General features: G+C 66.2%; 18 protein-coding genes. 10 read left to right on the top strand and 8 right to left on the bottom strand.

Annotation, left to right across the window (positions count from 1 at the left end):
* Nucleotides 1-41: 41 nt before the first annotated feature.
* Together ACYVF5_RS02910 and ACYVF5_RS02905 are read right to left on the bottom strand one after the other, a co-directional pair.
* Nucleotides 42-1,361 carry an O-antigen ligase family protein gene (locus tag ACYVF5_RS02910; RefSeq protein WP_460943150.1) on the bottom strand — a complete coding sequence of 440 codons (1,320 nt, stop codon included), beginning with the start codon at nt 1,359-1,361 and terminating at the stop codon, nt 42-44.
* Nucleotides 1,358-2,836 (bottom strand): O-antigen ligase family protein, encoded by a 1,479-nt coding sequence (locus tag ACYVF5_RS02905; RefSeq protein WP_460943148.1) that lies wholly within the window; start codon nt 2,834-2,836, stop codon nt 1,358-1,360. The genes ACYVF5_RS02910 and ACYVF5_RS02905 overlap by 4 nt, the downstream gene beginning before the upstream one ends.
* 373 nt (nt 2,837-3,209) lie before the next feature.
* On the opposite strand from ACYVF5_RS02905, the gene ACYVF5_RS02900 reads away from it, so the two are divergent.
* Complete coding sequence (locus tag ACYVF5_RS02900) at nt 3,210-3,929, top strand: hypothetical protein (RefSeq protein WP_460943146.1); 720 nt, start codon at nt 3,210-3,212, stop codon at nt 3,927-3,929.
* Nucleotides 3,930-4,078: 149 nt separating this feature from the next.
* On the opposite strand, the gene ACYVF5_RS02895 is transcribed toward ACYVF5_RS02900, so the two are convergent.
* Entirely contained in the window at nt 4,079-5,257 is a 1,179-nt protein-coding gene (locus ACYVF5_RS02895) for an acyl-CoA dehydrogenase family protein (RefSeq protein WP_460943144.1), read from the bottom strand.
* Nucleotides 5,258-5,598: 341 nt separating this feature from the next.
* Here ACYVF5_RS02895 and galE point away from each other — a divergent pair, with 341 nt between their 5' ends.
* The 4 genes from galE to ACYVF5_RS02875 all read left to right on the top strand — a co-directional run bounded on the left by galE (nt 5,599) and on the right by ACYVF5_RS02875 (nt 12,447).
* Nucleotides 5,599-6,585, top strand: a complete 987-nt coding sequence (galE, locus tag ACYVF5_RS02890; RefSeq protein ID WP_460943142.1) for a UDP-glucose 4-epimerase GalE — start codon at nt 5,599-5,601, stop codon at nt 6,583-6,585.
* Between the two features lie 451 nt (nt 6,586-7,036).
* Entirely contained in the window at nt 7,037-7,354 is a 318-nt protein-coding gene (locus ACYVF5_RS02885; RefSeq protein ID WP_460943140.1) for a WhiB family transcriptional regulator, read from the top strand.
* 247 nt (nt 7,355-7,601) lie between these two features.
* Nucleotides 7,602-11,042, top strand: a complete 3,441-nt coding sequence (locus ACYVF5_RS02880; protein WP_460943138.1) for a glycosyltransferase — start codon at nt 7,602-7,604, stop codon at nt 11,040-11,042.
* The gene (locus tag ACYVF5_RS02875; RefSeq protein ID WP_460943136.1) at nt 11,032-12,447 is read left to right on the top strand and encodes a DUF5719 family protein; all 1,416 of its coding nucleotides are present in this window, start codon (nt 11,032-11,034) and stop codon (nt 12,445-12,447) included. Before ACYVF5_RS02880 ends, ACYVF5_RS02875 begins: the two co-directional genes overlap by 11 nt.
* An 18-nt stretch (nt 12,448-12,465) precedes the next feature.
* On the opposite strand, the gene ACYVF5_RS02870 is transcribed toward ACYVF5_RS02875, so the two are convergent.
* On the bottom strand, nt 12,466-12,915 hold the full coding sequence (locus ACYVF5_RS02870; protein WP_460943134.1) for a metallopeptidase family protein: 450 nt from the start codon (nt 12,913-12,915) through the stop codon (nt 12,466-12,468).
* A gap of 140 nt (nt 12,916-13,055) precedes the next feature.
* Between ACYVF5_RS02870 and ACYVF5_RS02865 the strand changes: the two genes are divergently transcribed.
* Together ACYVF5_RS02865 and ACYVF5_RS02860 are read left to right on the top strand one after the other, a co-directional pair.
* On the top strand, nt 13,056-13,256 hold the full coding sequence (locus ACYVF5_RS02865) for a DUF3499 family protein (protein WP_460943132.1): 201 nt from the start codon (nt 13,056-13,058) through the stop codon (nt 13,254-13,256).
* A gap of 20 nt (nt 13,257-13,276) precedes the next feature.
* The gene (locus ACYVF5_RS02860) at nt 13,277-14,728 is read left to right on the top strand and encodes a phosphomannomutase/phosphoglucomutase (protein ID WP_460943130.1); all 1,452 of its coding nucleotides are present in this window, start codon (nt 13,277-13,279) and stop codon (nt 14,726-14,728) included.
* A gap of 90 nt (nt 14,729-14,818) precedes the next feature.
* Here the strand turns inward: ACYVF5_RS02860 and ACYVF5_RS02855 are convergent, their stop codons facing one another.
* The gene (locus ACYVF5_RS02855) at nt 14,819-15,112 is read right to left on the bottom strand and encodes a GNAT family N-acetyltransferase (protein ID WP_460943128.1); all 294 of its coding nucleotides are present in this window, start codon (nt 15,110-15,112) and stop codon (nt 14,819-14,821) included.
* Between the two features lie 74 nt (nt 15,113-15,186).
* Between ACYVF5_RS02855 and ahcY the strand changes: the two genes are divergently transcribed.
* The gene (ahcY, locus tag ACYVF5_RS02850) at nt 15,187-16,683 is read left to right on the top strand and encodes an adenosylhomocysteinase (RefSeq protein ID WP_460943126.1); all 1,497 of its coding nucleotides are present in this window, start codon (nt 15,187-15,189) and stop codon (nt 16,681-16,683) included.
* A 130-nt stretch (nt 16,684-16,813) separates the two neighbouring features.
* Here the strand turns inward: ahcY and ACYVF5_RS02845 are convergent, their stop codons facing one another.
* Nucleotides 16,814-17,668 (bottom strand): RDD family protein, encoded by an 855-nt coding sequence (locus tag ACYVF5_RS02845; RefSeq protein ID WP_460943124.1) that lies wholly within the window; start codon nt 17,666-17,668, stop codon nt 16,814-16,816.
* A gap of 17 nt (nt 17,669-17,685) precedes the next feature.
* Between ACYVF5_RS02845 and ACYVF5_RS02840 the strand changes: the two genes are divergently transcribed.
* Nucleotides 17,686-18,681: a stage II sporulation protein M gene (locus ACYVF5_RS02840; protein WP_460943122.1), complete on the top strand. Its 996-nt coding sequence runs from the start codon at nt 17,686-17,688 to the stop codon at nt 18,679-18,681.
* A gap of 196 nt (nt 18,682-18,877) precedes the next feature.
* A complete protein-coding gene (locus ACYVF5_RS02835) occupies nt 18,878-19,270 on the top strand; it encodes a PPOX class F420-dependent oxidoreductase (RefSeq protein WP_460943120.1) in 393 nt (130 codons plus the stop codon).
* Nucleotides 19,271-19,296: 26 nt separating this feature from the next.
* Here ACYVF5_RS02835 and ACYVF5_RS02830 read toward each other — a convergent pair whose 3' ends face one another.
* Both ACYVF5_RS02830 and ACYVF5_RS02825 read right to left on the bottom strand, forming a co-directional pair.
* Nucleotides 19,297-20,628 (bottom strand): DUF58 domain-containing protein, encoded by a 1,332-nt coding sequence (locus ACYVF5_RS02830; RefSeq protein WP_460943118.1) that lies wholly within the window; start codon nt 20,626-20,628, stop codon nt 19,297-19,299.
* Nucleotides 20,629-21,813 carry an AAA family ATPase gene (locus ACYVF5_RS02825; RefSeq protein WP_460943116.1) on the bottom strand — a complete coding sequence of 395 codons (1,185 nt, stop codon included), beginning with the start codon at nt 21,811-21,813 and terminating at the stop codon, nt 20,629-20,631.
* Nucleotides 21,814-21,825: the final 12 nt, after the last annotated feature.

The following is a 21,825-nucleotide window of genomic DNA, read 5'->3' as shown; positions in this document are numbered from 1 at the left end:
GGGCTTGACAGAACCGCACGCGTATTGCAGAGAGGCGTGTGTCAGTCCTCTTGGGGAACCGGCACTGGTTCACGCCGTTTCTCGGGCAGCCGGCTGCGCCAGCTCAGGCCCTCTGACGCCTTGACCGCGCAGATCACCAGCAACAGCCATCCGGACTCGACGAGCGCGAAACTCTCTGCGACGGCCGTGGCGAGAATGGCGACAAGAACGAGTGCCGGCCAGGTGTAGGTCACGCTGCGGCGGTTGGATGCGAGCAACCACGAGCGCAGGAACGCGAACCCGCACAGCACGAGGAACAGGAAGAAACCGACGAGCCCGACCTGCAGATAGACGTCGAGGTACGAGTTCAACCCGGTGTTGGTCGAGCGCCCGCTCGTCCAGTTTACTATCGAGAACGGAGACACGACCCCGCTCCAATAACCTGACCAGCCCCAGCCCTCGAGCGGGTTGAACTGAATGAACCGCCACATCCCGATCCAGGTGCGATAGCGCACCTCGAACTCGCTGCCCGCGTTCAAGAGGTCGATGATGCGTGTGCGTGCGAGATACGCGATGATCACCCCGAGGCACGAGACGAGCAGCAGGCCGGCCTGCAGCATCCGTCTGGTGTCGGGCTTCGCCTTGCGCAGGGCGAACAACGAGACCGTCGCGATAGCGAGCACGATGATGACAAGCAGAGTCACCGGCGACTGGCTGAAGAGAACGCAGGCGGCGGCCAGGGCGATCGAATAGGCGGACAGAGACGTGGGCACGGAGCGCATGCGCCACTCGATCACAAACGTCACAAGGGCGATGAGAGTGACCATGCCGAGCAGGTTGCGGGTTCCGAACAGCCCCTGGATGGGCCCGCCGTCGGCGAGGCTGCCGCTCACGCCGATGAACCGGAACGGGATGTCGAGCAGGATGCCGCTGAGAATCTCGACCACAAGCGAGGCCGTCAGAACAACGCGGAGCACTTTGCCGACGGAGCGGACGATCTGGATGAGATCACGCGTCAGGGCGACGGTCAGCCCGAGAAACGCGAAAGCGACCTGATAGAGCGAGGCCTGGATGGTGAGCCACTCGTAGTCGCTCCACAGCACACTGATCCCACACCAGGCAACGAACGCGATGATGGACAACGGCAGCAGACCGTGCCAGTCGAGGTAGCGGCGCCTGGCGATCAGAACGGCGACGGATGCCACAACAAGCGTCGCGAGGATCGCAATGAGCCCGGGCCACCCGACGATCCTCTTGAGCAGCGGTGAGAGAAAACCCGTGCCGAGAATGCACAGGGTGAGCGCCTGCGCGACCTGCGCCGAGGCCAGGAACGTCTCGATGGCATCACGGCGCGCGGGCGGAACGCTCGGGGTGCGGCTCATCGCACCACGGCGCCGTCTGGGGGAGAGTCGCTGATGATGCAACGCTGCTTGGTGGCGAGGGCGAACGCCACCAGGAGCACCCAGCCCGACTCGAAGAGGATTCGGCTCTCGGTGAAGGTCTGCACGAGCAGCACGGTCATGATCAGCAGGGGGAACAGCGAGATCGGTTCGTAGCTGCGGTCATCGCGCAGGTCGAAGCGAGGGCGATCGACCGCCTGAAACCAGGCGCGCCCGAGTGTCGCCATCACTGCCGCCGCGAACACGACGACCCCGACGACGCCGAGCTGCATCCACACGTCGAGCCACGCGTTGTGTGCGTGCAGCTGCAGAACGCCGTTGCGCCGGACGAGGTCGTTGAACGGTTCGACCCAGGGCACCCACGGGCTCGAGTACCCCCAGCCGAACCACGGCCGCTCGACGGCCATCTCGGTGACCGTCGCCCAGATGTCGAGGCGGCCGGTGAGGTCTGCGCTCTTGCCGAACGCCTCAAGCAGCTGGGACCAGGCGAGCGAGACGGTGACGAGACCGGCGGCGGCGAGGGCGAGAAGACCGAGATAGACCGACGTGCGCTGCCGCGGCGAGGCCGTTCGGCGTATCAGAAGCGCGGCGGCCAGAACAACGAGGGCGACGACTGCGGCGATGATCATCGTGCTCGACCTGGTCAGCGCGAACATCACAACGGCGAGCACAATCCAGAAGATGCCCCAGGCGCGCGAGGGCAGCGGGATCGAGGCGTGGAGCGCGCTCGGGTCGGCGCGGGTGGTGACGGCGTCGACCGTGTTGCCGCGTGTGCCACTGCGCCTGTCATGGCCTCTGCCTGGCGCCGTCTCGGCAGAGCGCCTGCTCGCCAGCTGAATCGAGAAGACGATGATGCCGAACAGCGCGACGACGCCGAGAAGGTTCGAATTGCCGACGACGCCTTGAATCCGGCCGCCCTCGAACAACAGGTTCCGCGACCACATCGAGAGCAGCGGCGGATCGTCCTGGTGCTCGACCCAGAGCGGCAGCACCGGCTGCCCGACCACCAGCGACACCCAGAGTTCAAAGGCCAGCGAGAGGCCGAGCATCCATTTGATGGCGTTCGCGAAGCTGCGCAGGAACATCGGCCAGCTCAGTGCCAGGGCCGCATAGACGCCCACCGTCGCCCCGAGCGCCATGCCGACCAGCGCGATGGCGGTGCCAGACGCATAGGCCGACCAGGCGAGTGAGACCACGGCGAGAGCCATAAACGCGACGAGCGCCTTGGGCTGCCTGTGCACGTTGAACGTGAGCAGGTCGCGGCGGGAGCGCCTGACCATCGTGACGACGCAGACCGCGCAGGTGACCACCGCGAGGGCTGTGAACCCCCAGATGCCGAGCAGGTTCCTCCAGCCGTCGCCCGCGATCGCGACGAACAGGGCGAAGGTTCCGACACCGGATGCCCACAGGCGCTCCTGCGAGAGCGCTCGCGGTGCGAGAACGCGGGTCGGTTGCATAGAGAACAGGGTACTGCGCGCGGGATGAGCGGCGGGTGCACGCGGCGGATCGGCGCTGTGTGCTTGCGAGGGCCCAGAGTCGAACCAAAGCAGAGTTGAAGTCAGAGCCCTGGAATCGAACGAAGGCAGAGTTGAACGAAAACAGAGTTGAACGAAGGCAGAGCCGGGGATTGATATTGCCGTGGGCGCGGAGCAGTGTAGAGGGTGAAACACGACGAGTGGCGAAGCGTTGGGCGCGGGCGCATACAGGCAAGGCATGATTCTCCGCTTTCTTCGATGCCGATCCGCTCGCGTGAATGCGGTGAACCATGGAATGCGGTGAACGATCGAGGGGAGGCCCTCAATGAAGGGGTCACCAGCAGAATTTGATCTCATGCCCGTGCTGTCACGTGGCAAACATCGAAATCCGGCCAAAGGCGCGTGCTTTATGGAGTTCGCGTCGTATCTCGCCGGCGAGAAATGGAGCGATCATCCCAGCTGCACACATCACGCCCTCGCCCAGGTGGCACGGATGGTCAACGATTACAGTTCCGACAGCGCACGCAGTCGGCTCTCACCTCTGATTCCCTCGGTGATCGGGGTCAACACAGACGATCCACGTCTTGAGATCGTGATCGCCTTGAAGACGATGGCTGCCGCACTCCCCATCGCCTCGGTGACTCGCCAACGATCCCTGGCGGTCGGCGCCCTCGTCTGGTGTGACTATCTCGAACGGAGAGGCGGTTCCGGGCCGGTCGACGTCGAGCACACCGTCCGCAGGGCACTTGGCGCCACACCTCTGGCAGAACAGTGGGCACGAGACTTCGCTGCAACGTATCAGGTGCACGTGCCGCGCGAACTCACACCGAGGCAGAGCCAGGAACTGGTCGCATTGGCCATCGAAGGAATCGGCCGCTCCTGCATCGGTGACGACGAGCGCGATCAACGGCTGTTCGACGTGCTTCAGACGACAATCGACGACAGCCGGGCATTCATCGATCATGTCGAGTCTCACCCTCGCACAGAAGACATGCGGCCGGGCACCGGGTCGACGACGGATCAGCGACGCCGATCGCGCACACGACTCATGCGCAGGCTGACGCCGACGGCGTGAGGCGGAACTGCTTGCGACATGACGCCGTTGTTGTGGTGAAGGACGGCGAGACGTGGTGGTGAGACGGCGAGCGGCGGGCGTCGGGCTGAGAAGCACTGGTGGCACAACGGAAGACGCTGGGACCGTGACGGAACCAGGAGCCGTGTGCTTTAGACGAACGCAGCCTTGCCGGTGATGGCCCGACCGACAATGAGCGAGTTCATCTCGCGAGTTCCCTCATAGGAGTACAGGGCCTCCGCGTCGGCGAAGAAGCGGGCCGCCTCATAGTCGAGCACGATGCCGTTCCCGCCCATCGACTCACGCGCCCAGGCCACCGTCTCGCGCATACGAGCAGTGCAGAACGCCTTGGCGAGAGCGGAGTGCTCGTCACGCTGTGTACCTTCATCGAGCATCTGTGACACTCGCACACACAATGCCATCGATGCTGTGATGTTTCCGAGGCACTTCGCGAGAAGGTCCTGAATCAGCTGATGTTCGGCGATCGGCTTGCCGAACTGCTCCCGCTCCTTGGCATATGCGACCGCTGCTTCGTATGCACCGACCGCGACCCCCACGCTCGACCAGGCCACACCCGCGCGAGTGAGGCGCAGGACTTTCGCCGTGTCACGGAAGGAGCGTGCATTCTGCAGACGCATCCGTTCGGGCACAACAACGTTCTCAAGAGTGATGTCGGCGTTCTGAACCGGGCGAAGGCTGATCTTGCGTTCGATCTTGGTCGCTGTGTATCCGGGTGAGTCAGACCGGACGAGAAACCCCTTCACCTGGTCGTCCGCCGTGTCTTTCGCCCAGATGATCGTGATGTCGCTGAACGTCGCATTCCCGATCCACCGCTTCGAACCGTTCAGCACCCAGGCGTCGCCGTCGCGCGTCGCCGTCGTGCGCAGACCACGGGCACTGTCACTCCCCGAGAGCGGCTCGGTGAGACCGAATGCTCCGAGCACCTCACCCGACCCAAGCCGCGGCAACCACTCGTCACGCTGCTCCTGGGAACCACAGACGTTGATCGTGCCCATGGCCAGACCCTCTTGCACCCCGACGAACGTCGACATCGAGGCATCCACCCGCGACATCTCCATGGACACCAGACCACGGAACACAGCTGAGTTCTCGAACGGAGCGATCGACTCGAAAGCGAACCGTGCGACGTCCGTCTCGAGGAACGGCTTGATGAGCTCGTGGGGAAACTCTCCACGTTCCCAATAGTCATTGATCACAGGCCGCACATTCGACTCGAGGAACTCGCGCACCCGGGCGATGGCATCCTGCTCCCGATCGGTCAGCAGGGATTCGAAGCCATAGAAGTCACTGGCGAGAGGCTCAAAGGGCATGTGTGCTCCATTGCGTGAGAATGACGGTTCAGACCAGCCTACGAACGCAGCCATGCGCACACGCAATCGCTGGGCCGAACGAACAACAACAGACGGATGCCCGTTGCACCGGATTGTAGGGAGCAACCAAGTCGCACCTCTCGCCCTGATCACACCTGTGTGTGCTCGTCGGTGCGGTGCGGTGCGGTCGTCGCGGTGCGCCCGTCGGCTGCGGTGCGCTCGTCGGTGCTCCGCGTGTGCGTGTGCGTGTGCGTGCCAGCCGGTGTCGGCGTCGGTGGCATCTGTGTCGGCGGGGTCGCATGTCAGTAGGCTGGCCGAGAACTCGAACTGAGGAGACTCATATGACCTGGTTGGTCACAGGCGGCGCCGGTTACATCGGCGCCCACGTCGCACGGGCATTCGGCGAACAGGGCATCCCTGTGGTCGTGCTGGACGATCTGTCGAGCGGTCACCGTGACTTCGTGCCAGAAGATGTCCCCTTCGTGCACGGAAGCATCCTCGACGGCGCACTGCTGATCGACACGATGCGCTCCTACGAGGTGACGGGCGTTGTGCACGTGGCGGGATACAAGTACGCAGGGGTCTCTGTGCAGAAACCCCTGCACACCTACGAACAGAACGTGACGGGAACACAACGGCTGCTCTCGGCCATGGAGGAGAACGGCGTCTCACGCATCGTCTTCTCGTCGAGCGCCGCCGTCTATGGCACAACAGACGTCGACCTCGTCACCGAAGACACCCCGAAGAACCCCGAATCCCCCTACGGCGAATCGAAACTGATCGGTGAATGGCTGTTGCGGGACCAGGCAACCGCCACCGCACAACGCGGCGAGACACCCCTCGCACACACCTCCCTGCGGTACTTCAACGTCGTCGGGTCCGGCTACCCCGACGTGGCAGACACGAGCCCGCACAACCTGTTCCCCTTGGTGTTCGATGCCCTGCTGACGGGAAAGACTCCCCGCATCAACGGCACCGACTACCCGACGCCAGACGGAACCTGCGTGCGCGACTACATCCACGTCGCCGACCTCGCTCACTCGCACGTCGCCGCGGCGAAGCGCCTGCAGGCATCCGAACCCCTCGAATCGGCCTACAATCTCGGCTCAGGAGACGGTGTGTCTGTCGGGCAGATCATGACAGCTGTTCGTGACGCAACGGGAATCGACTTCACGCCGGAACACGCCGAGCGCCGGCCGGGGGATCCGGCACGGATCGTGGCGTCTGGCGAGCTTGCCGCCCGAGATCTGGAATGGGCCATGAGGCATACCCTCGCCGACATGGTGCAGAGCGCATGGGATGCCAGAAAGCTGCGCGAATCCGTGTGAGGTACCCCGAGCACCTCGGGCGCGTCCGACGATTCCCCGTCTCTGCCACGCGTCGCGCTCCGCGATGGCCCGCGCAGGCGCTGCATCGCGCTGGGGTTGTCGGCCGCCCTCGGCCGCACCAACCGGATTGCTGCCTTCGCCTTGACAGGCTCAGCACCAGGCTCAGCACCGGCACCGGCACAGCACCATTCGGCAGACGCAGTACGGGCAGAAACCGACGTGTCCCCTTCTCTCACCCCATCGCGCTCCACCGCGCATCAGGTCGCTCACGACGGCGTCAGGCGCCAGACCCACCGTGCTCCCGCGTGAGCGACACGCCGGTGAGAAGCTCAAGAACCCTTAACTGAGAGTTGAGGGTTTACGATCTGCGACTTGACGCCAGCGAACTACACGGGTGTAATTACTTGTATGCGCCGCGTGGCGCACGGGTAACAAATGGGGAGGAGCTGGTATGTCACCTGAATATCGCTCTGGTGTACCCGAGGACTGGTTCGTTGATCCAGTGCAGCTGGGGGTTCCCGGTGTGCGAAAGGTTGTCGACGATGACAACCCTCTCGCATGGCAGGCAGATTCGCTGTGCGCACAAACGGATCCTGAGGCGTTCTTTCCAGAAAAGGGCGGCTCGACGAGGGATGCCAAACGCATCTGCAGCAGCTGTGAAGTGCGGTCACAGTGCCTCGAATATGCACTCGAGAACGACGAACGTTTCGGAATCTGGGGCGGCCTCTCAGAGAGAGAGCGCCGCAAACTCAAGAAGCGGGCGGTCTGAGAGCTCCTGGTCTCGACAAGCTCGGTCTCGACAAGCTCGACCACCGAGGTCTCGACGGGCTCGACCACCGAGGTCTCGACAGGCTCGACCACCGAGGTCTCGACAGGCTCGACCACCGAAGGGGATCGGTGTGCTCGACGGGCGAGGTCTCGACCGGCTTGACCTCGGAGCGCGTTCCTGACCGGATTTTGAAGCCACGCCGAGCGCGTCGAGGGCCACCGGCACACACCGACGTAGTGTTATCGCGATGTACCACTCCGTTACCGCGATCCTTGTCGTGCACAACGGTGTCGGAGCGACCTCGGGGTCGACGGACTCCGATCACCTGAAGAGCACACTCGACGCGCTCGCCGCTCAAACCCGACAGCCGGACTCCGTGATCGCTGTCGCCTGTGATGCGCCCGAATCCGCCCTGCAGATGCTGCAGGAGTTCGGCGTGACGCAGATCGTCACCTCGACCGAACGCCTCAGCTTCGGAGACGCCGTCGCCGCCGGCGTTCGTGTTCTGCCTGAGTCCCGCGCGGCATCCGAGATGCTGTGGCTGCTCGCCCAAGACACGGCACCCGCAGAGAATGTGCTCGCCCGGCTGGCCGGAGCCCTCGAAGTCGCACCGTCCGTCGCCGTCGCCGGCCCCAAACTCGTTGATGCCGCAGACGGCGTCACCATCGTCTCGCTCGGCGAGACGATCACGTACCTCGGCACAACCGTCCCACTCGTCGAAGACGAACTGGACCAGGGCCAGCACGACACCGAGAGCGACGTCCTCGCCGTCGCCCCCGCCGGAATGCTCGTACGGCGCACGGTGTGGGACGAACTCGGCGGCTTCGACCCCGCGCTGAGCTCTGCAGACGACTCGCTCGACTTCAGCGTGCGCGCCCGTCTCGCCGGACACCGCGTCGAGGTCGTGCCAGGCGCCACCGTGTTCGTGCGCGGTGACGGCGTGGCCGGGACGAACCGTTCCCCACGGGCATCCGTTCGCCGCAGACGAGCACGACAGGCTCGCGCCGCCCAACTGCACCGCAGGCTCGTCTATGCTCCCGCCGTTGTCGTCTGGATGCACTGGCTGAGTCTCGTGCCGATCGCCTTCATCCGATCGATCTGGCGGCTCGTCATCAAACAGCCCGAACTCATCGGCGCCGAACTGGCCGCTGCCTTTCAAATCGCGTTCAGCGGAAACAAGGTGGGGACAGCCAGGCGATCGCTGCAACGCATCAAGCACACCGGTTGGTCCTCGATCAGGCCGCTCCGCATTCCCGCAGCCGAGGTGCGCAGGCGCAACCGGCTGCGACGCGAAGCATCCGCAGGTTTCTACACGGTCGAACGCACCGAGCTGAATTTCTTCGGAGGAGGGGGCGCCTGGACGGTGCTGGCCTCTGCCGTGGCATCCGTTGCGCTGTTCTTCTCGCTGCTCCCGGCCACATCCGTTCTGGGAGGCGGCCTTCTGCCGCTCTCTGGCACCGTGCAGGAGCTCTGGGGGAATGTCGGCTGGGTCTGGCATGAGGCAGGCCTCGGGTTCGCGGGGGCCGCCGATCCGTTCGCCGCCGTGCTCGCCGTTCTCGGAACAATCACGTTCTGGGATCCGTCGTACTCCCTCGTGCTGCTCTGGCTGCTGGCCCTGCCGCTCGCCACCCTCGGAGGATGGTTCGCCGCGACCAGACTCACCGAGCGCAGCGGATACCGCATCACCGCCGCGATCCTCTGGACCGTCGCACCCACGTTCTGGTCTGCGCTCGTCGACGGACGTCCGGCCGCCGTGATCGCACACCTGCTCCTGCCGTGGGTCTTCTTCGCGGGCGTCGTGGCCGCGCGATCGTGGGCAGCAGCGGGAATCGCATCGATCCTGCTCGCGGCGACCCTCGCCGCCTCGCCCTCTCTGACACCCGCCTTCGTTGTGCTGTGGGTCGTTGCCGTGGCCGTCGCGGGCAAACACGTGGCCAGGGCTGTATGGCTGCTGATCCCGTCAGCCGCACTGTTCGCCCCGCTCATCTGGCAGCAGGGCGTGCTGCGCGGCGCATGGCTGCAGCTGCTCGCCGACCCCGGGCAGGCGTCGGCGTGGTCCGCAGCGAGTGGCTGGCAGCTGTCGACAGGCTTCCCCACCGGGAACAACGGGTGGGCTGTCGTCGCCGAGACCTTGCAGTTCGACGGCATCTGGGCCTCGCTCGCCGCGCCGATACTGCTCGCACCGCTCGCCGTGCTCGCCGTCTCTGCACTGTTCCTGCCCGGCAGCCTGCGCGCCGCGGTGCTGCTGGTCACCGGCCTGCTCGGCCTTGTGACGGCAGTGGGCGCGGCGCACCTGAGCCTCGTCGTCGACGGCTCCTCGACGGTGCCGATCTGGTCTGGCGCCGGGCTGTCACTCTATTGGCTCGGGGTCTCCGGCGCGGCGATCGTCGCGCTCGACAGCCTGCGACGCGCCGGCACCCTTCCCGCGATCGTGGTGACCGTGCTCTCGGTTCTGGCCGTCACCCCGCTTGCCGCCATGGTGCCCGCAGGCCACTCGCAGGTCGTCGCGGCGAACGATCGCACGCTGCCCGCCTACGTCACGGCGGCAGCCCAGCAGGATCCTGCGCAGGGCACACTCGTGATCGCGCCCCAGGCAGACGGCGGTGTTGTCGCCCGCATCGTGAGGGGCGCCGGGCTTATGCTCGACGAGCGATCCACGGTCGCATCGACGACCGCCCGCGTGACAGGCGCTGATGAGCAGATCGCAGAGCTCACCGGAAACCTCGTCGCGCAGAGCGGGCTCGACGCCGCGCCCCTTCTGTCTGAGCTCGGTCTCCGGTTCGTGCTTCTCGCCCCGCCGGGCGCCGATGCGGCAGAGAGCCCTGACGCCGCACAGCGCGCCGCCGTCGCATCCGCAGCCCTCGACGGCAACCCCGCACTCGTTCATGTCGGTCCGACAGACCGCGGAACGCTCTGGCGCTTCGACGGAGACGTCGTCGCACAAGACTCCACAGATCGGATGCCGTGGATGGCCGCGCTCGTCGCCATCGGACTGGCTGTGGTCTTCGGGATCGCGCTGCTCTTGTCCGTGCCGACGGCCGCGTCCAGGCGGATCGCCGAGATGACCCCGCGGACCGTCGGTCGCCGCCCCTCTGAACTCGAGCGGCCCCGCCGCCGGTCGGCCGCCGAACGCGCAGAAGACCTCGCTGAATCCGAGGCGGAGAGGGCCCTCGAGCGGGAGTACGCTCGTGAGCACGCAGACGACACCTCGCACGAGGCCAACGCCGATACTGCATCCGTTGCGCCCCTCGACACAGACGAGGCGGCTCAGCCGACGGCCGATGACGCCGACACGGTCGGGACGGCAGGCGCCGACACAGCCGAGACGGCAGGCGCCGACACGGTCGGGACGGCCCGAACGGTTGACGCCGTCGATACGGGGGAAAGCGCGGACATGGCCGATACGCCTGGCCGGGCTGACACCGGCGAGGCGCCCGACACCGCCGACACCGCCGACAGGGCAAGCGGTGCAGGTGCGGCCGACACGGGTGAGACGGGTGGGACCGCCGACACGGCAAGCGGTGCCGACGCGCGCGCGGACATGGGCTCGCATACGCCCCAGGGAGCGACCTGGCCCCCGCCGGCAGCGCAGCGGGAGCCGGACGACGCCGGGCCGCGCACCTCTGCGAGCGTCGAGCGCACCGACGACCCTCCACACACAGACCCGGAGAACGACAATGGCCGATAGGCGGCGCATCGCGAGAGCATCCGGAAAGATGATCGCCGGAGTCGCCGGCGTGGGGATCGCCGTTCTGGCGATCACCACAGCCGGTCATCTGGCCCTTCCGACCGTCGAGGCTGCCGTACCGAGCATCGAGGTCACACCCATCGCAGCCGATCAGACGCGCGTCTGCCCGGGAGCTCTTGTCACCCTGGGCGCTGACGGCTCTTTCTCGGCCTTCGCGACGCCCGACGTCACCGTGGCGACGGGCGGAGCGGCAGAGGCGGAACTGGGCGGTGTGGAGTCGCCGAACAACAGCAGTGCGGCGACATTCGGATCACCGATCGTTATGAGCGTCGACTCGACGGAGGACGCAGATTCGCCCCTGATCGCCGGTGCCCAGTCGCAGATGGCCGGAACAGGAGACCTGAGCGGATACACGGCGACGGCCTGCGGTGAGCCGGCTGCCGAAAGCTGGCTTGTGGCCGGGTCGACGGACACCGGGCGTTCGAGCGTTCTGTCGCTGACCAACCCCACGGAATCCGACGCGACGGTCGACCTCGAGATCTTCAGCGAGAACGGGGCGATCGACGCTCCCGGCTCTGCCGGAATCATCGTGCAGGCGGGTGAGCAGCGGCTCTTCTCGCTCTCTGGCTTCGCCCCGAACATGCTGACTCCCGTCGTCAAGGTCACCTCGACAGGCGGTCAGGTCTACGCCTCGATGCAGCAGAGCACCATCCGGGGCATCACCCCCGTCGGTGTGGAGACATCGAGCCCGGTCAGCGCGCCATCGACGACTCAGCACCTCACCGGTGTCGTCATCTCGTCGGATGCGCCTGCGCTCGGCGGGGGAGAGGGCTACGACGACAATTCCCCGGTCGTGCGGCTGTTCGCACCCGGCGACGTGACAGCTCACGTCGAGCTGACGTTCGTCAAGGAGGGCGGCGGCGAGAACCCGCTGCCCCTCCAAGCAACGCTCCAGGGTGGGAACGCGTTCGATGTGAGCCTCGTCGGACTGCCGCCCGGATACTATGCGATCGAGGTGACGAGCGATCAGCCGGTGGTGGCCGCGGCGAGAACCGCCGTTGATGCCGACGGCATCGATTTCGCCTGGTACGGGGGGTCTGCAGCGCTCGGCGAGGTCACCGCCATCGCCGTCGCATCCGGGCCCGAGCCGAGTCTGCACCTGTACAACCCAACGGATTCCGATCTCGAGGTCGAACTGCGGCCAGACGACGGCGAGGCGACCGCATTCGCTCTCGCGGCAGGCGAGGCGCGAGCCGTCGAGCTGTCACCTGCTCTCGGTTACACACTGCGTGGAGCGACAGGAGCTCACGCCCAGGTCGTCTATCGCGGTGAGGGTGCGTTGTCGGGATTCGTTGTGCAGTCGGCCGGCGCCGGGGCCGCGCCTGTCACCGTCTATCCGCGCTGAGCTCCGCGACGCTTCGATTCAGAAGTTCCCGGGACCGAGGTCCCACGGATCTTTCCCGATCAGCTCGGCAGCGGCCCTGAACACACAGCTTTCGATCATCATGCGCTGGTGCATCTCGTCGTTGCGGTGCAACTTGCTCATCCGCTGGATCGGCAGCCGGAAGAGCACGATCCGCTTCTCGCTCGCACTCGTCCACCAACGGGGAACGGCGTCTGCGGGCCCCCAGCTTCCCGGGGGCATGTCGGCTACCTGAAACCGAACGCCGATCAGCTCTTCCGACCAGGCATTGCGCAAGAAGTCAGCGGTCGAGGCGACAGTCGTGTCGAACAGGTCGATGCGGCTCTTGAGGGGCAGCAGAGGGGGCCTGGTCACGAGACTGCGCGCCGCTCGACCGTGGCGGTCATGACGGACAGCCCGGCGTTCGAACGACGCACGCGGGCGACCGGTGCGAGTGGTGCGTCTGGCCATGGGCTCATCATATGCGCCCTGCCGGGCGGCTGCATCGGCAACCGTTCCCGGCATCCGTTCTGGTCGCAGAACAAGACGATCCGAACGCTCGCGGCGGGGTGCCGCACAGCCGTCGGTGCGCGCTTGTATGGTGTGGTGTGATGTTAGACAGATCGTGCTCGAAAGTGGGATGCTCACGTGACGCCGTCTCGACGCTCACCTATGACTATGGCGATTCGATGGCGGTGCTCGGCCCGCTCGGCATCAGCCGTGAGCCGCACTCCTACGACCTCTGCTCGATCCATGCAGAACGCTTGAGCGTTCCGCAGGGGTGGCAGGTCATCCGTCACGCGGTCATCTGACATCGCGTAGCGTGAGAGCCATGAGCAAGCCCGGTTACGAGCCCGTCGAGGCCCTGCAGCAGATCGTCAAGACATATGACGTCAGGGGACTCGTGGGTTCGCAGCTCACGACCCCCGTCGTCGAAGCGCTCGGCGCGGCGTTCGCAGACGAGGTGCATGCCGCAGCGGGCGACCTGATCGTCGGTCACGACATGCGGGACTCGTCTCCCGGTTTCGCCGCGGCGTTTGCGCGCGGTGCACAGGCCAGAGGAGCCAACGTCGTTCTGATCGGTCTCTGCTCGACAGACGAAAGCTATTTCGCCTCGGGCCAACTGCACGCGCCCGCGGCGATGTTCACGGCCAGCCACAACCCGGCCAGCTACAACGGCATCAAGTTCTCGCGTGCCGGCGCCCAGGGCATCAGCATGGAAACCGGCCTCGGAGCGATCCGAGACCGTGCGATCGTCTACGTCAGATCGGGCATCGAACCGGTGGCTGCGCCCGGATCGCTCCGTGAACGCGACGTGCTGAGGGACTACGCGGAGTACCTGCGTCAGCTTGTGCCGCTCGACGGCATCCGGCCCCTCACCATCGTTGTCGATGCCGGAAACGGTATGGGCGGAATGACAGTACCGGCGGTGCTGTCGACGGCAGCCGGCCTCGGTGCGCTGCCCATCGAGATCGTTCCGATGTATTTCGAGCTCGACGGAACCTTTCCGAACCACGAGGCCAACCCGCTCGACCCGGCGAACCTCGTCGACCTGCAGCGTGCTGTCGTGGAGCACGGCGCCGATCTCGGGCTCGCGTTCGACGGCGATGCCGACAGGTGTTTTGTCATCGACGAGAACGGCGACCCGGTGAATCCGTCTGCGGTGACGGCCATCGTCGCTGTGCGCGAGGTCGCCCGGGTGCGCGCTGCGCAGGCCGACGGGTCACAGCAGGCAGAAGACATCCACGTCATCCACAACCTCATCACGTCGAGGATCGTGCCAGAGACCATTGCCGCGGTGGGCGCCATCCCCGTGCGCACGAAGGTCGGACACTCGTTGATCAAAGACGAGATGCGCGCAACGGGCGCCGTGTTCGGCGGCGAGCACTCTGCGCACTACTACTTTCGCGACTTCTGGGGCGCTGACAACGGCATGCTCGCGGCCATGCATGTTCTCGCGGAGTTCGGGGTGCAAGACGCCCCGCTGTCGCAGTTCGCGTCCGAATACAACCCCTACGCGCAGTCGGGCGAGATCAACTCGACGGTCCTCGATGTTCCTGCAGCGCTCAGGCGGATCATCGAGGCGTTCACCGGTCGGGCGGAGTTCGAGGAGTTCGACGGCCTGACCGTGACGGGGGCGCATCCTCCCGGGAGTGAGACGTTCTGGTGGTTCAACGTGCGCGCGTCGAACACCGAGCCGCTGCTGCGGTTGAACGTCGAGGCGTTGGATGCCACAGCGATGGAGCAGATCCGCGACGAGGTGCTCGCGCTCATTCGCGCCTGACGCCGGACCGCGTCGAAACCGTCCGTTTCGACGGGCTCGGCCACCGGGGTCTGCTCGCCTGGCGGGAGGTCTCGACGGGCTCGGCCACCGTCAGTCTGGGCGGGCGGTGAGCAGGTCGTTGTACTCCGGATGCGTGCGGATGAACTCATTCACAAAGGAGCAGGCGGGCACGACTGCCGCGCTGCTGCGTGACCGAACGTCGTCGAGTGCCCCACGCACGAGAAGCTCCCCGAGACCCTGGCCGCGATGCGGAGGTTCGATGAGCGTGTGCGGAAACACGATCGTGTCTCCGTGTTCCTGATACTCGGTGATTCCGACGTTCTCTCCGTCGAGGAACAGGCTGTACCTGTGCATCTCCGGCTCGCGTCTCACTTCGGTTCCCATGTCTTCACCGTACGCCCGGACACCGTGTGTGCCCGCCCCCGAAACACACAGCGCGCGTCTGCGAGAATGGACGTATGACGCTCACTCAGCCCGGAACATCCACCTCGTCCGACCAGGCATCGTTCAAGGTCGCAGACCTGTCGCTCGCCGAGGCGGGGCGTCACCAGATCAGACTCGCCGAGAACGAGATGCCGGGCCTGATGGCCCTGCGCGACGAGTTCGGCGACTCGAAGCCCCTCGCGGGTGCACGCATCGCCGGTTCGCTGCACATGACCGTGCAGACGGCAGTTCTGATCGAGACGCTCACGGCACTCGGCGCACAGGTGCGCTGGGCGAGCTGCAACATCTTCTCGACACAAGACGAGGCTGCTGCGGCGATCGCCGTCGGCCAGACCGGCACACCCGACGCCCCCGCCGGCGTTCCCGTCTTCGCCTGGAAGGGCGAGACCCTCGAAGAGTACTGGTGGGCCACGTCACGCATCTTCGACTGGTCTGCCGAAGCGGCGGTGGCGGGTGCGGACTGGACGGGCCCCAACATGATCCTCGACGACGGCGGAGACGCGTCGATGCTCGTGCACAAGGGGCGTGAGTTCGAGGCCGATGGCGCGGTTCCGGATGCGTCGGCAGACGACAGCGCCGAGTACCGCGTGTTCCTCGATGTGCTCCGTCGCTCGCTGGCCGAATCCCCCCACCGTTACACGAAGATCGCCGACGACATCATCGGTGTCACAGAAGAGACGACAACGGGTGTGCACCGTCTCTATGAATTCGCCCGCGACGGCAAGCTGCTGTTCCCGGCCATCAACGTGAACGACTCGGTCACCAAGTCGAAGTTCGACAACACCTACGGCATCCGTCACTCGCTGCCGGACGGGCTGAACCGCGCCACCGACGTGCTCATCGGCGGCAAGGTCGCCTTCGTCGTCGGATACGGCGATGTCGGCAAGGGCGCAGCCGAAGCACTTCGCGGCCAGGGTGCTCGCGTGATCGTGTCTGAGATCGACCCGATCAACGCGCTGCAGGCCGCCATGGACGGCTTTCAGGTGGCGCGCATCGAATCTGTCGTCGGGCAGGTCGACATCTTCGTCACCGGCACAGGCAACGTCAACGTCATCACCGTCGACCACATGCTCCAGATGAAGCACCAGGCGATCGTCGCGAACGTCGGCCATTTCGACAACGAGGTCGACATGGCGGGACTCGAGTCGCTCGACGGAGCCGAGCGGATCGAGATCAAACCCCAGGTGCACGAGTGGCGTCTTCCCACCGGGCGCTCGATCCTGGTCCTCAGCGAGGGGCGCCTGATGAACCTCGGGAACGCCACGGGACACCCGTCGTTCGTGATGAGCAACTCGTTCACGAACCAGGTGCTCGCGCAGATCGAGCTGTATGCGCACACCGAGAACTATCCCGTCGACGTGTATGTGCTGCCGAAGCATCTCGACGAGAAGGTCGCCCGTCTGCACCTCGACGCCCTGGGCGTCGAGCTGACGACTCTCACACCGCAGCAGGCCGCCTATATCGGTGTTCCCGTCGAGGGGCCGTACAAGGTCGATCACTACCGCTACTGACAGCCGGGTCTCGGGTCTCGACGGGCTCGATCACCGGTGCGGGGTCTCGACGGGCTCGATCACCGGTGCGGGGTCTCGACGGGCTCGACCACCGGGGCCTCGACCGCCGCGGGTCTCGACAACCGTGCGGCTAGCGATCGGGAAAACCGTGGGGGAGTCCGGTGAGCACGGGCTGCAGGCGCGCCAGCCGCTCGCGCTCGAGCATCAGGGCGTGAAACTCACGGTCGCGTCGCACCGCCGCGACAGCGTAGAGAAAGATCTGCGGGTCGACGTCCGGCACCGGTGACACAAAAACGGATGCCTCTGCCGCCAGGTCACGGGCCAGGCGGCTTCTGGCGTGCTCGGTGAGGCGCGGTGCCTGCTTCAGGAACTGGGCGATGCGTCTGGAGAGCCGGTCAGGCATCCGCCCGACGTCTGCGAGCGTCGCCCACGACGCCAGCTGCGGGGGAACGCCGACCACGGGTTCGACGATGCGCGGCACACGCTCGTGCTGACTGTAGGTGCCCGCGAGCAGGTCGCCGATGCGCTTCGATCTGTCGCTGAGCAGTCCGACGATGGCGGCGAGGCCGCCGAAGGTCATATAGATCTCGAGAAAGCCGGTGAGCGCGCGGATGAATGCGTGCCTGAACCCGATCGCCCCGCCGTCGTCGCGCACGATACGCGCGCCGATCGTGAGCTTGCCGAGTGAGCGTCCGTGTGTGATCGTCTCGACCACGGTCGGCACGATCACGAACGAGAACACAACGATGGCCGTCGAGAACGCCGTGAGCGCCGCGACGTCGAGCGAGCCGCTCTGGGCGACAGAGAGGAGCACCCCCATCAGGGCGAAGGCCACAATCAGCGTCGCGATGAAGTCGATGATCGCCCCTGCCGCGCGGAGCAGAAAACTGGCTGGTCGCACATCGAGCGCGACGGCTTCGCCTGTCACCAGCTCATCCGATTGCTGAGCCAAAGTGGATTTTCGTACGCCGTTCGGCTCTTCCATGTCTAGTATTTAATCAGATGGATCTCGACGCATACAGCGCAGCCCACCGCGCCGACTGGGACCGCCTCGATGCGCTCGCGTCGAAGCGGTCATTGAGCGGTGCAGAAGCAGACGAGCTGATCGACAAGTACCAGTCGGGTGCGACGGAGCTCTCAGCCATCAAGAGCACCGCCGGTTCCACGATCGAGGGCGACCGCCTGAGCGTCACCCTCTCTCGCGCCCGGCTGCGCTTCACCGCCGCAAGCGCCAACATGTTCTCGCAGTTGCCGCGCTTCTTCGTGCTGCAGCTGCCGGCCGCGCTCTACCGCCTGCGCTGGCTCACCCTGGCCGTCGCGGGTGCGACGGCTGTCGTCGCGACCATGTGGGCGGTGTGGGTGCTGAACGACCCGCAGGTGCTCGCGAACCTCGGCGACACCGAACAGCTGAGACGACTGGCCGAAGAAGAGTTCATCGACTACTACTCCGAGAACCCCGCTGCGTCGTTCGCCGGGCAGGTGTGGACGAACAACGCCTGGATCGCCGCGCAGTGCATAGCCTTCGGGATCACCGGGGTGTGGGTTCCCTACGTGATCCTGCAGAACGCGCAGAACCTCGGCATGACGGCCGCCGTTCTGTTCAGCTTCGGCCAGGGGGACACGTTCTTTCTCTACATCGCCCCGCACGGGATGCTCGAACTCACGGCGATCTTCGTCGCGGCGGCGGCCGGCCTGCGGATCTTCTGGGCGTGGGTCGCCCCCGGCAACCGCACACGAGGACAGGCGCTCGCCGACGACGCACGCGCCCTGTTCACGGTGGTCATCGGGCTGATCCTCGTGCTCTTCGTGGCGGGAATCCTCGAGGGATTCGTCACACCGCAGCCGTGGCCGTGGCCCGTCAAGATCGGCCTCGGTGCGCTCGCGCTCTGCGCGTTCCTCGTCTACATGATCGTCGTCGGCGGGCGGGCGTACCGGGCGGGTGAGACGGGTGACCTCGTCGAGTTCGAGGCCGGGGCCAAGCGCATCTACGCGGCATAACGCCTCCGAGCGGACGTCGGCTGGTCGGACGTAGCCTCAGCTGGAGCGGGCTGGGCGTGCCGTGCACAACTTCGGAGAATTTCGCTACGAGATTCAGAACGTGCGGCGTCGACGTGGGTGACCGACCGAGTGAGGGCTGGATCTCCGAAGTTGTGCCCACTGTTCCCCGCGCACTTGGCGTGGCTAGGCTGAGCATATGGCTGCAGACATCCCCAAGAATCTCGTCGACCTTCTCGAACGACCGATCGTCGGGCACCTGGGCACTGTGCGCCCCGACGGCGCGCCGCAGGTGAACCCGATGTGGTTTCTCTACGACGGCGAAGACATCCGCTTCACCCACACCACCAAGCGGGCGAAATACCGCAACCTGCAGAGCAACCCCGCGATGAGCCTGTGCGTCTCGGACCCAGACGACCCGTACCGTTACATCGAGGTGCGCGGCCGGCTGAACGAGGCCATTCCCGACCCGAAAGGCGAGTTCTTTCAGGTGCTCGGGTCGTGGTACGGCAACCCGGACGCCCCGCCGCCGCCGGACGCGGCAGACAGGGTCATCCTCGTGATGTCCGTCGACTCGTTCACACAGAAGTAGCGCCCGGTCATGCCGTGCGACAGCCGCTACAGGCGCCCCGCGGCCTTGAGCGCGATATAACGATCGGCGAGGGCGGGCGGCAGGTCCTCCGGCGAACCCGTCACCACTTCTGCGCCTTGCCTGCCGATGGCCGCAGACACGCGCGAGATGTCGAGCAGGGCGCGTTCGGCGGCGGCAGCGAGATACACCTCGTCCCTGTTGCGCCTCGACCGCGACGCCTCGATGGCGGCGGGGTCTGTGACGGATGCCACCACAACCGTATGCTTGCGGCTCAACTGCGGAAGAATGCTCAGCAGCTCCGTGGATGCGCCCGGAGCATCGATCGAAGTCAGGAGCACAACGAGAGCGCGGTGGCTCGTGACCGACTGCACCTGGGCCGGAACGGCCTTCCAGTCCATCTCGATGAGCTCAGGGTCGATGCCCGCCATGGCATCCACCATCTTCGACAGCAGATCTGCTCCCGTCGCCCCCTGCACCCGGCCGCGCACTCGACGGTCGAACGCGAGCAGGTCGACGCGGTCACCCGCGCGCGTCGCCAGCGCGGCGAGCAGCAGCGATGCCTCGAAGGCGGTGTCGATGCGCGGCTCGTCCGCCACTCGCGCCGCCGAGGTGCGGCCGGTGTCGATGACGATAACGACTCGCCGGTCTCGTTCGGGGCGCCAGGTGCGCACCACCAGCGTGTTGCCCGCCGTTGAGCTCTCGTTGTGACGCCTCGCCGTCGCACGCCAATCGATCGATCTCACGTCGTCTCCGCGCACATACTCACGCAGTGAGTCGAACTCCGTTCCCTGGCCCCTGACAAGCACACTCGTGGCGCCGTCGAGTTCTCTCAGCCGGGCCAGGCGCGAGGGCAGGTGCTTGCGGGCGTTGAACGGAGGCAGCACACGCACACGACCCTCGCAGGTCATCGTCGCCTGCCGCGACCAGAGCCGAAGCGGGCCGAACGAGCGCACGGTGACCTGCTCGACGCGCCGTTCGCCGCGACGGAACGGCGTGAGGTGCTGACGTGCGACGCGTCTCTCGCCCGCCGGAATCGTGACCCGCATCCGTGGTGACGACGCGCCGGCGGACGGCTGCCAGGCATCCCTGACCGCACCGCGGAGCGTCCTGGGGCCTGTGTTGGTGAGATAGAGCTCGCTTGTGACGGTTTCGCCGAGCCTGGTCCGATCCGGCAGCGACCGGCTCAGTCGCAGGGCGCGGGGCGATGCCGCGAGAAGCAGGTCGACGACACCGAGCACGAGGGCGAACAACAGCCAGATGCCCATCACGACACCGGGCTCACCCGTCGCCTGCCCGATCAGCACGACCGGCACGACGCCGAGGGCGACGAGCGCAACGAACCAGCCGGAGACGGTCATCTAGATCGGAACCTGCACCTGCTGCATGATCGACCGCAGAATGGCATCGCTCGACACACCTTCGAGCTCGGCCTCCGGGCGAAGCTGCACGCGGTGGCGCCAGACGGGGAGCACCATGGCCTGCACGTGATCGGGGGTGACGGACGGATAGCCGCTCAGCCACGCCCATGCCTTCGCGGCGGCGAGCAGGGCCGTTGTGCCGCGCGGGCTGACGCCCATCCGAACAGACGGGCTGCGGCGTGTGGCCCTGGCGAGGTCGACGACATAGCTCAGCACGTCTCGATTCACCCCGGTGCCTGCTGCGGCGCTCTGCGCACGAGCGAGGTCGGCAGCGCTGAGCACCGCGGTGACGCCCGCGCCGGCGAGGTCGCGAGGGTTGAAGCCGGCGGCGTGGCGGCGCAGCACCTCGACCTCGAGGTCGCGCTCGGGAACGTCGAGAACGAGCTTGAGCAGAAAACGGTCGAGCTGCGCCTCTGGCAGTGTGTATGTGCCCTCGTACTCGATGGGGTTCATCGTTGCGGCGACGACGAACGGCTCAGGCAGCGCGGTCGTCACGCCGTCTGCGCTCACCTGCCGCTCTTCCATCGCCTCGAGCAGCGCCGACTGCGTCTTCGGGGGCGTGCGGTTGATCTCGTCTGCGAGCAGCACGTTCGTGAACACCGGCCCCTGCCTGAACTCGAAGTCACCTGCCTTCGCATCGAAGACGAGGGACCCGGTCACGTCACCGGGCATCAGGTCCGGTGTGAACTGGATGCGTTTGGTATCGAGCGAGAGGCTCTGGCTGAGCGTGCGAACGAGCAGCGTCTTCGCGACACCTGGCACACCCTCGAGCAGCACGTGGCCCTTCGCCAGCAGCGCGATGATCAGCCCGGTCACGGCGGCGTCCTGTCCGACGACGGCCTTCGCGACCTCTGAACGAACCCCGGCGAGCTTGTCTCGCAGCTCGCTCCCCGCGTCGCGCGGTCTGGTCTGCTGCGCCTCGGGCGAGAGCGCGTCCGCACCCGGTGCCTGTGGCGGCTGCTGGGGTGGCAGCTGCTGTGCGGGCTGCTGCGGCCGGTGTGCCGGTGGCTGCGGCGCCTGCTGCTGGTATGCCGGAGGGTGTTGCGGGTACTGCTGCTGCGCCGGGTACTGCTGCTGCGCCGGCCGCTGGTCGTCGCCCGGTCGATACGGTGTTGGATCGGTCATTGCATCATTCTC

Source organism: Okibacterium endophyticum (assembly GCF_054780075.1).
Note: the sequence above shows the minus strand (reverse complement) of the source record. Positions and strands in the feature narration are given on the sequence as shown.

Excerpts from the sequence above, each read along its gene's own strand:
- ACYVF5_RS02910 (WP_460943150.1), bottom strand. The coding sequence starts at position 1,361 with ATGAGCCGCACCCCGAGCGTTCCGCCCGCGCGCCGTGATGCCATCGAG.
- ACYVF5_RS02905 (WP_460943148.1), bottom strand. The coding sequence starts at position 2,836 with ATGCAACCGACCCGCGTTCTCGCACCGCGAGCGCTCTCGCAGGAGCGC.
- ACYVF5_RS02900 (WP_460943146.1), top strand. The coding sequence starts at position 3,210 with ATGCCCGTGCTGTCACGTGGCAAACATCGAAATCCGGCCAAAGGCGCG.
- ACYVF5_RS02895 (WP_460943144.1), bottom strand. The coding sequence starts at position 5,257 with ATGCCCTTTGAGCCTCTCGCCAGTGACTTCTATGGCTTCGAATCCCTG.
- galE (WP_460943142.1), top strand. The coding sequence starts at position 5,599 with ATGACCTGGTTGGTCACAGGCGGCGCCGGTTACATCGGCGCCCACGTC.
- ACYVF5_RS02885 (WP_460943140.1), top strand. The coding sequence starts at position 7,037 with ATGTCACCTGAATATCGCTCTGGTGTACCCGAGGACTGGTTCGTTGAT.
- ACYVF5_RS02880 (WP_460943138.1), top strand. The coding sequence starts at position 7,602 with ATGTACCACTCCGTTACCGCGATCCTTGTCGTGCACAACGGTGTCGGA.
- ACYVF5_RS02875 (WP_460943136.1), top strand. The coding sequence starts at position 11,032 with ATGGCCGATAGGCGGCGCATCGCGAGAGCATCCGGAAAGATGATCGCC.
- ACYVF5_RS02870 (WP_460943134.1), bottom strand. The coding sequence starts at position 12,915 with ATGGCCAGACGCACCACTCGCACCGGTCGCCCGCGTGCGTCGTTCGAA.
- ACYVF5_RS02865 (WP_460943132.1), top strand. The coding sequence starts at position 13,056 with ATGTTAGACAGATCGTGCTCGAAAGTGGGATGCTCACGTGACGCCGTC.
- ACYVF5_RS02860 (WP_460943130.1), top strand. The coding sequence starts at position 13,277 with ATGAGCAAGCCCGGTTACGAGCCCGTCGAGGCCCTGCAGCAGATCGTC.
- ACYVF5_RS02855 (WP_460943128.1), bottom strand. The coding sequence starts at position 15,112 with ATGGGAACCGAAGTGAGACGCGAGCCGGAGATGCACAGGTACAGCCTG.
- ahcY (WP_460943126.1), top strand. The coding sequence starts at position 15,187 with ATGACGCTCACTCAGCCCGGAACATCCACCTCGTCCGACCAGGCATCG.
- ACYVF5_RS02845 (WP_460943124.1), bottom strand. The coding sequence starts at position 17,668 with ATGGAAGAGCCGAACGGCGTACGAAAATCCACTTTGGCTCAGCAATCG.
- ACYVF5_RS02840 (WP_460943122.1), top strand. The coding sequence starts at position 17,686 with ATGGATCTCGACGCATACAGCGCAGCCCACCGCGCCGACTGGGACCGC.
- ACYVF5_RS02835 (WP_460943120.1), top strand. The coding sequence starts at position 18,878 with ATGGCTGCAGACATCCCCAAGAATCTCGTCGACCTTCTCGAACGACCG.
- ACYVF5_RS02830 (WP_460943118.1), bottom strand. The coding sequence starts at position 20,628 with ATGACCGTCTCCGGCTGGTTCGTTGCGCTCGTCGCCCTCGGCGTCGTG.
- ACYVF5_RS02825 (WP_460943116.1), bottom strand. The coding sequence starts at position 21,813 with ATGACCGATCCAACACCGTATCGACCGGGCGACGACCAGCGGCCGGCG.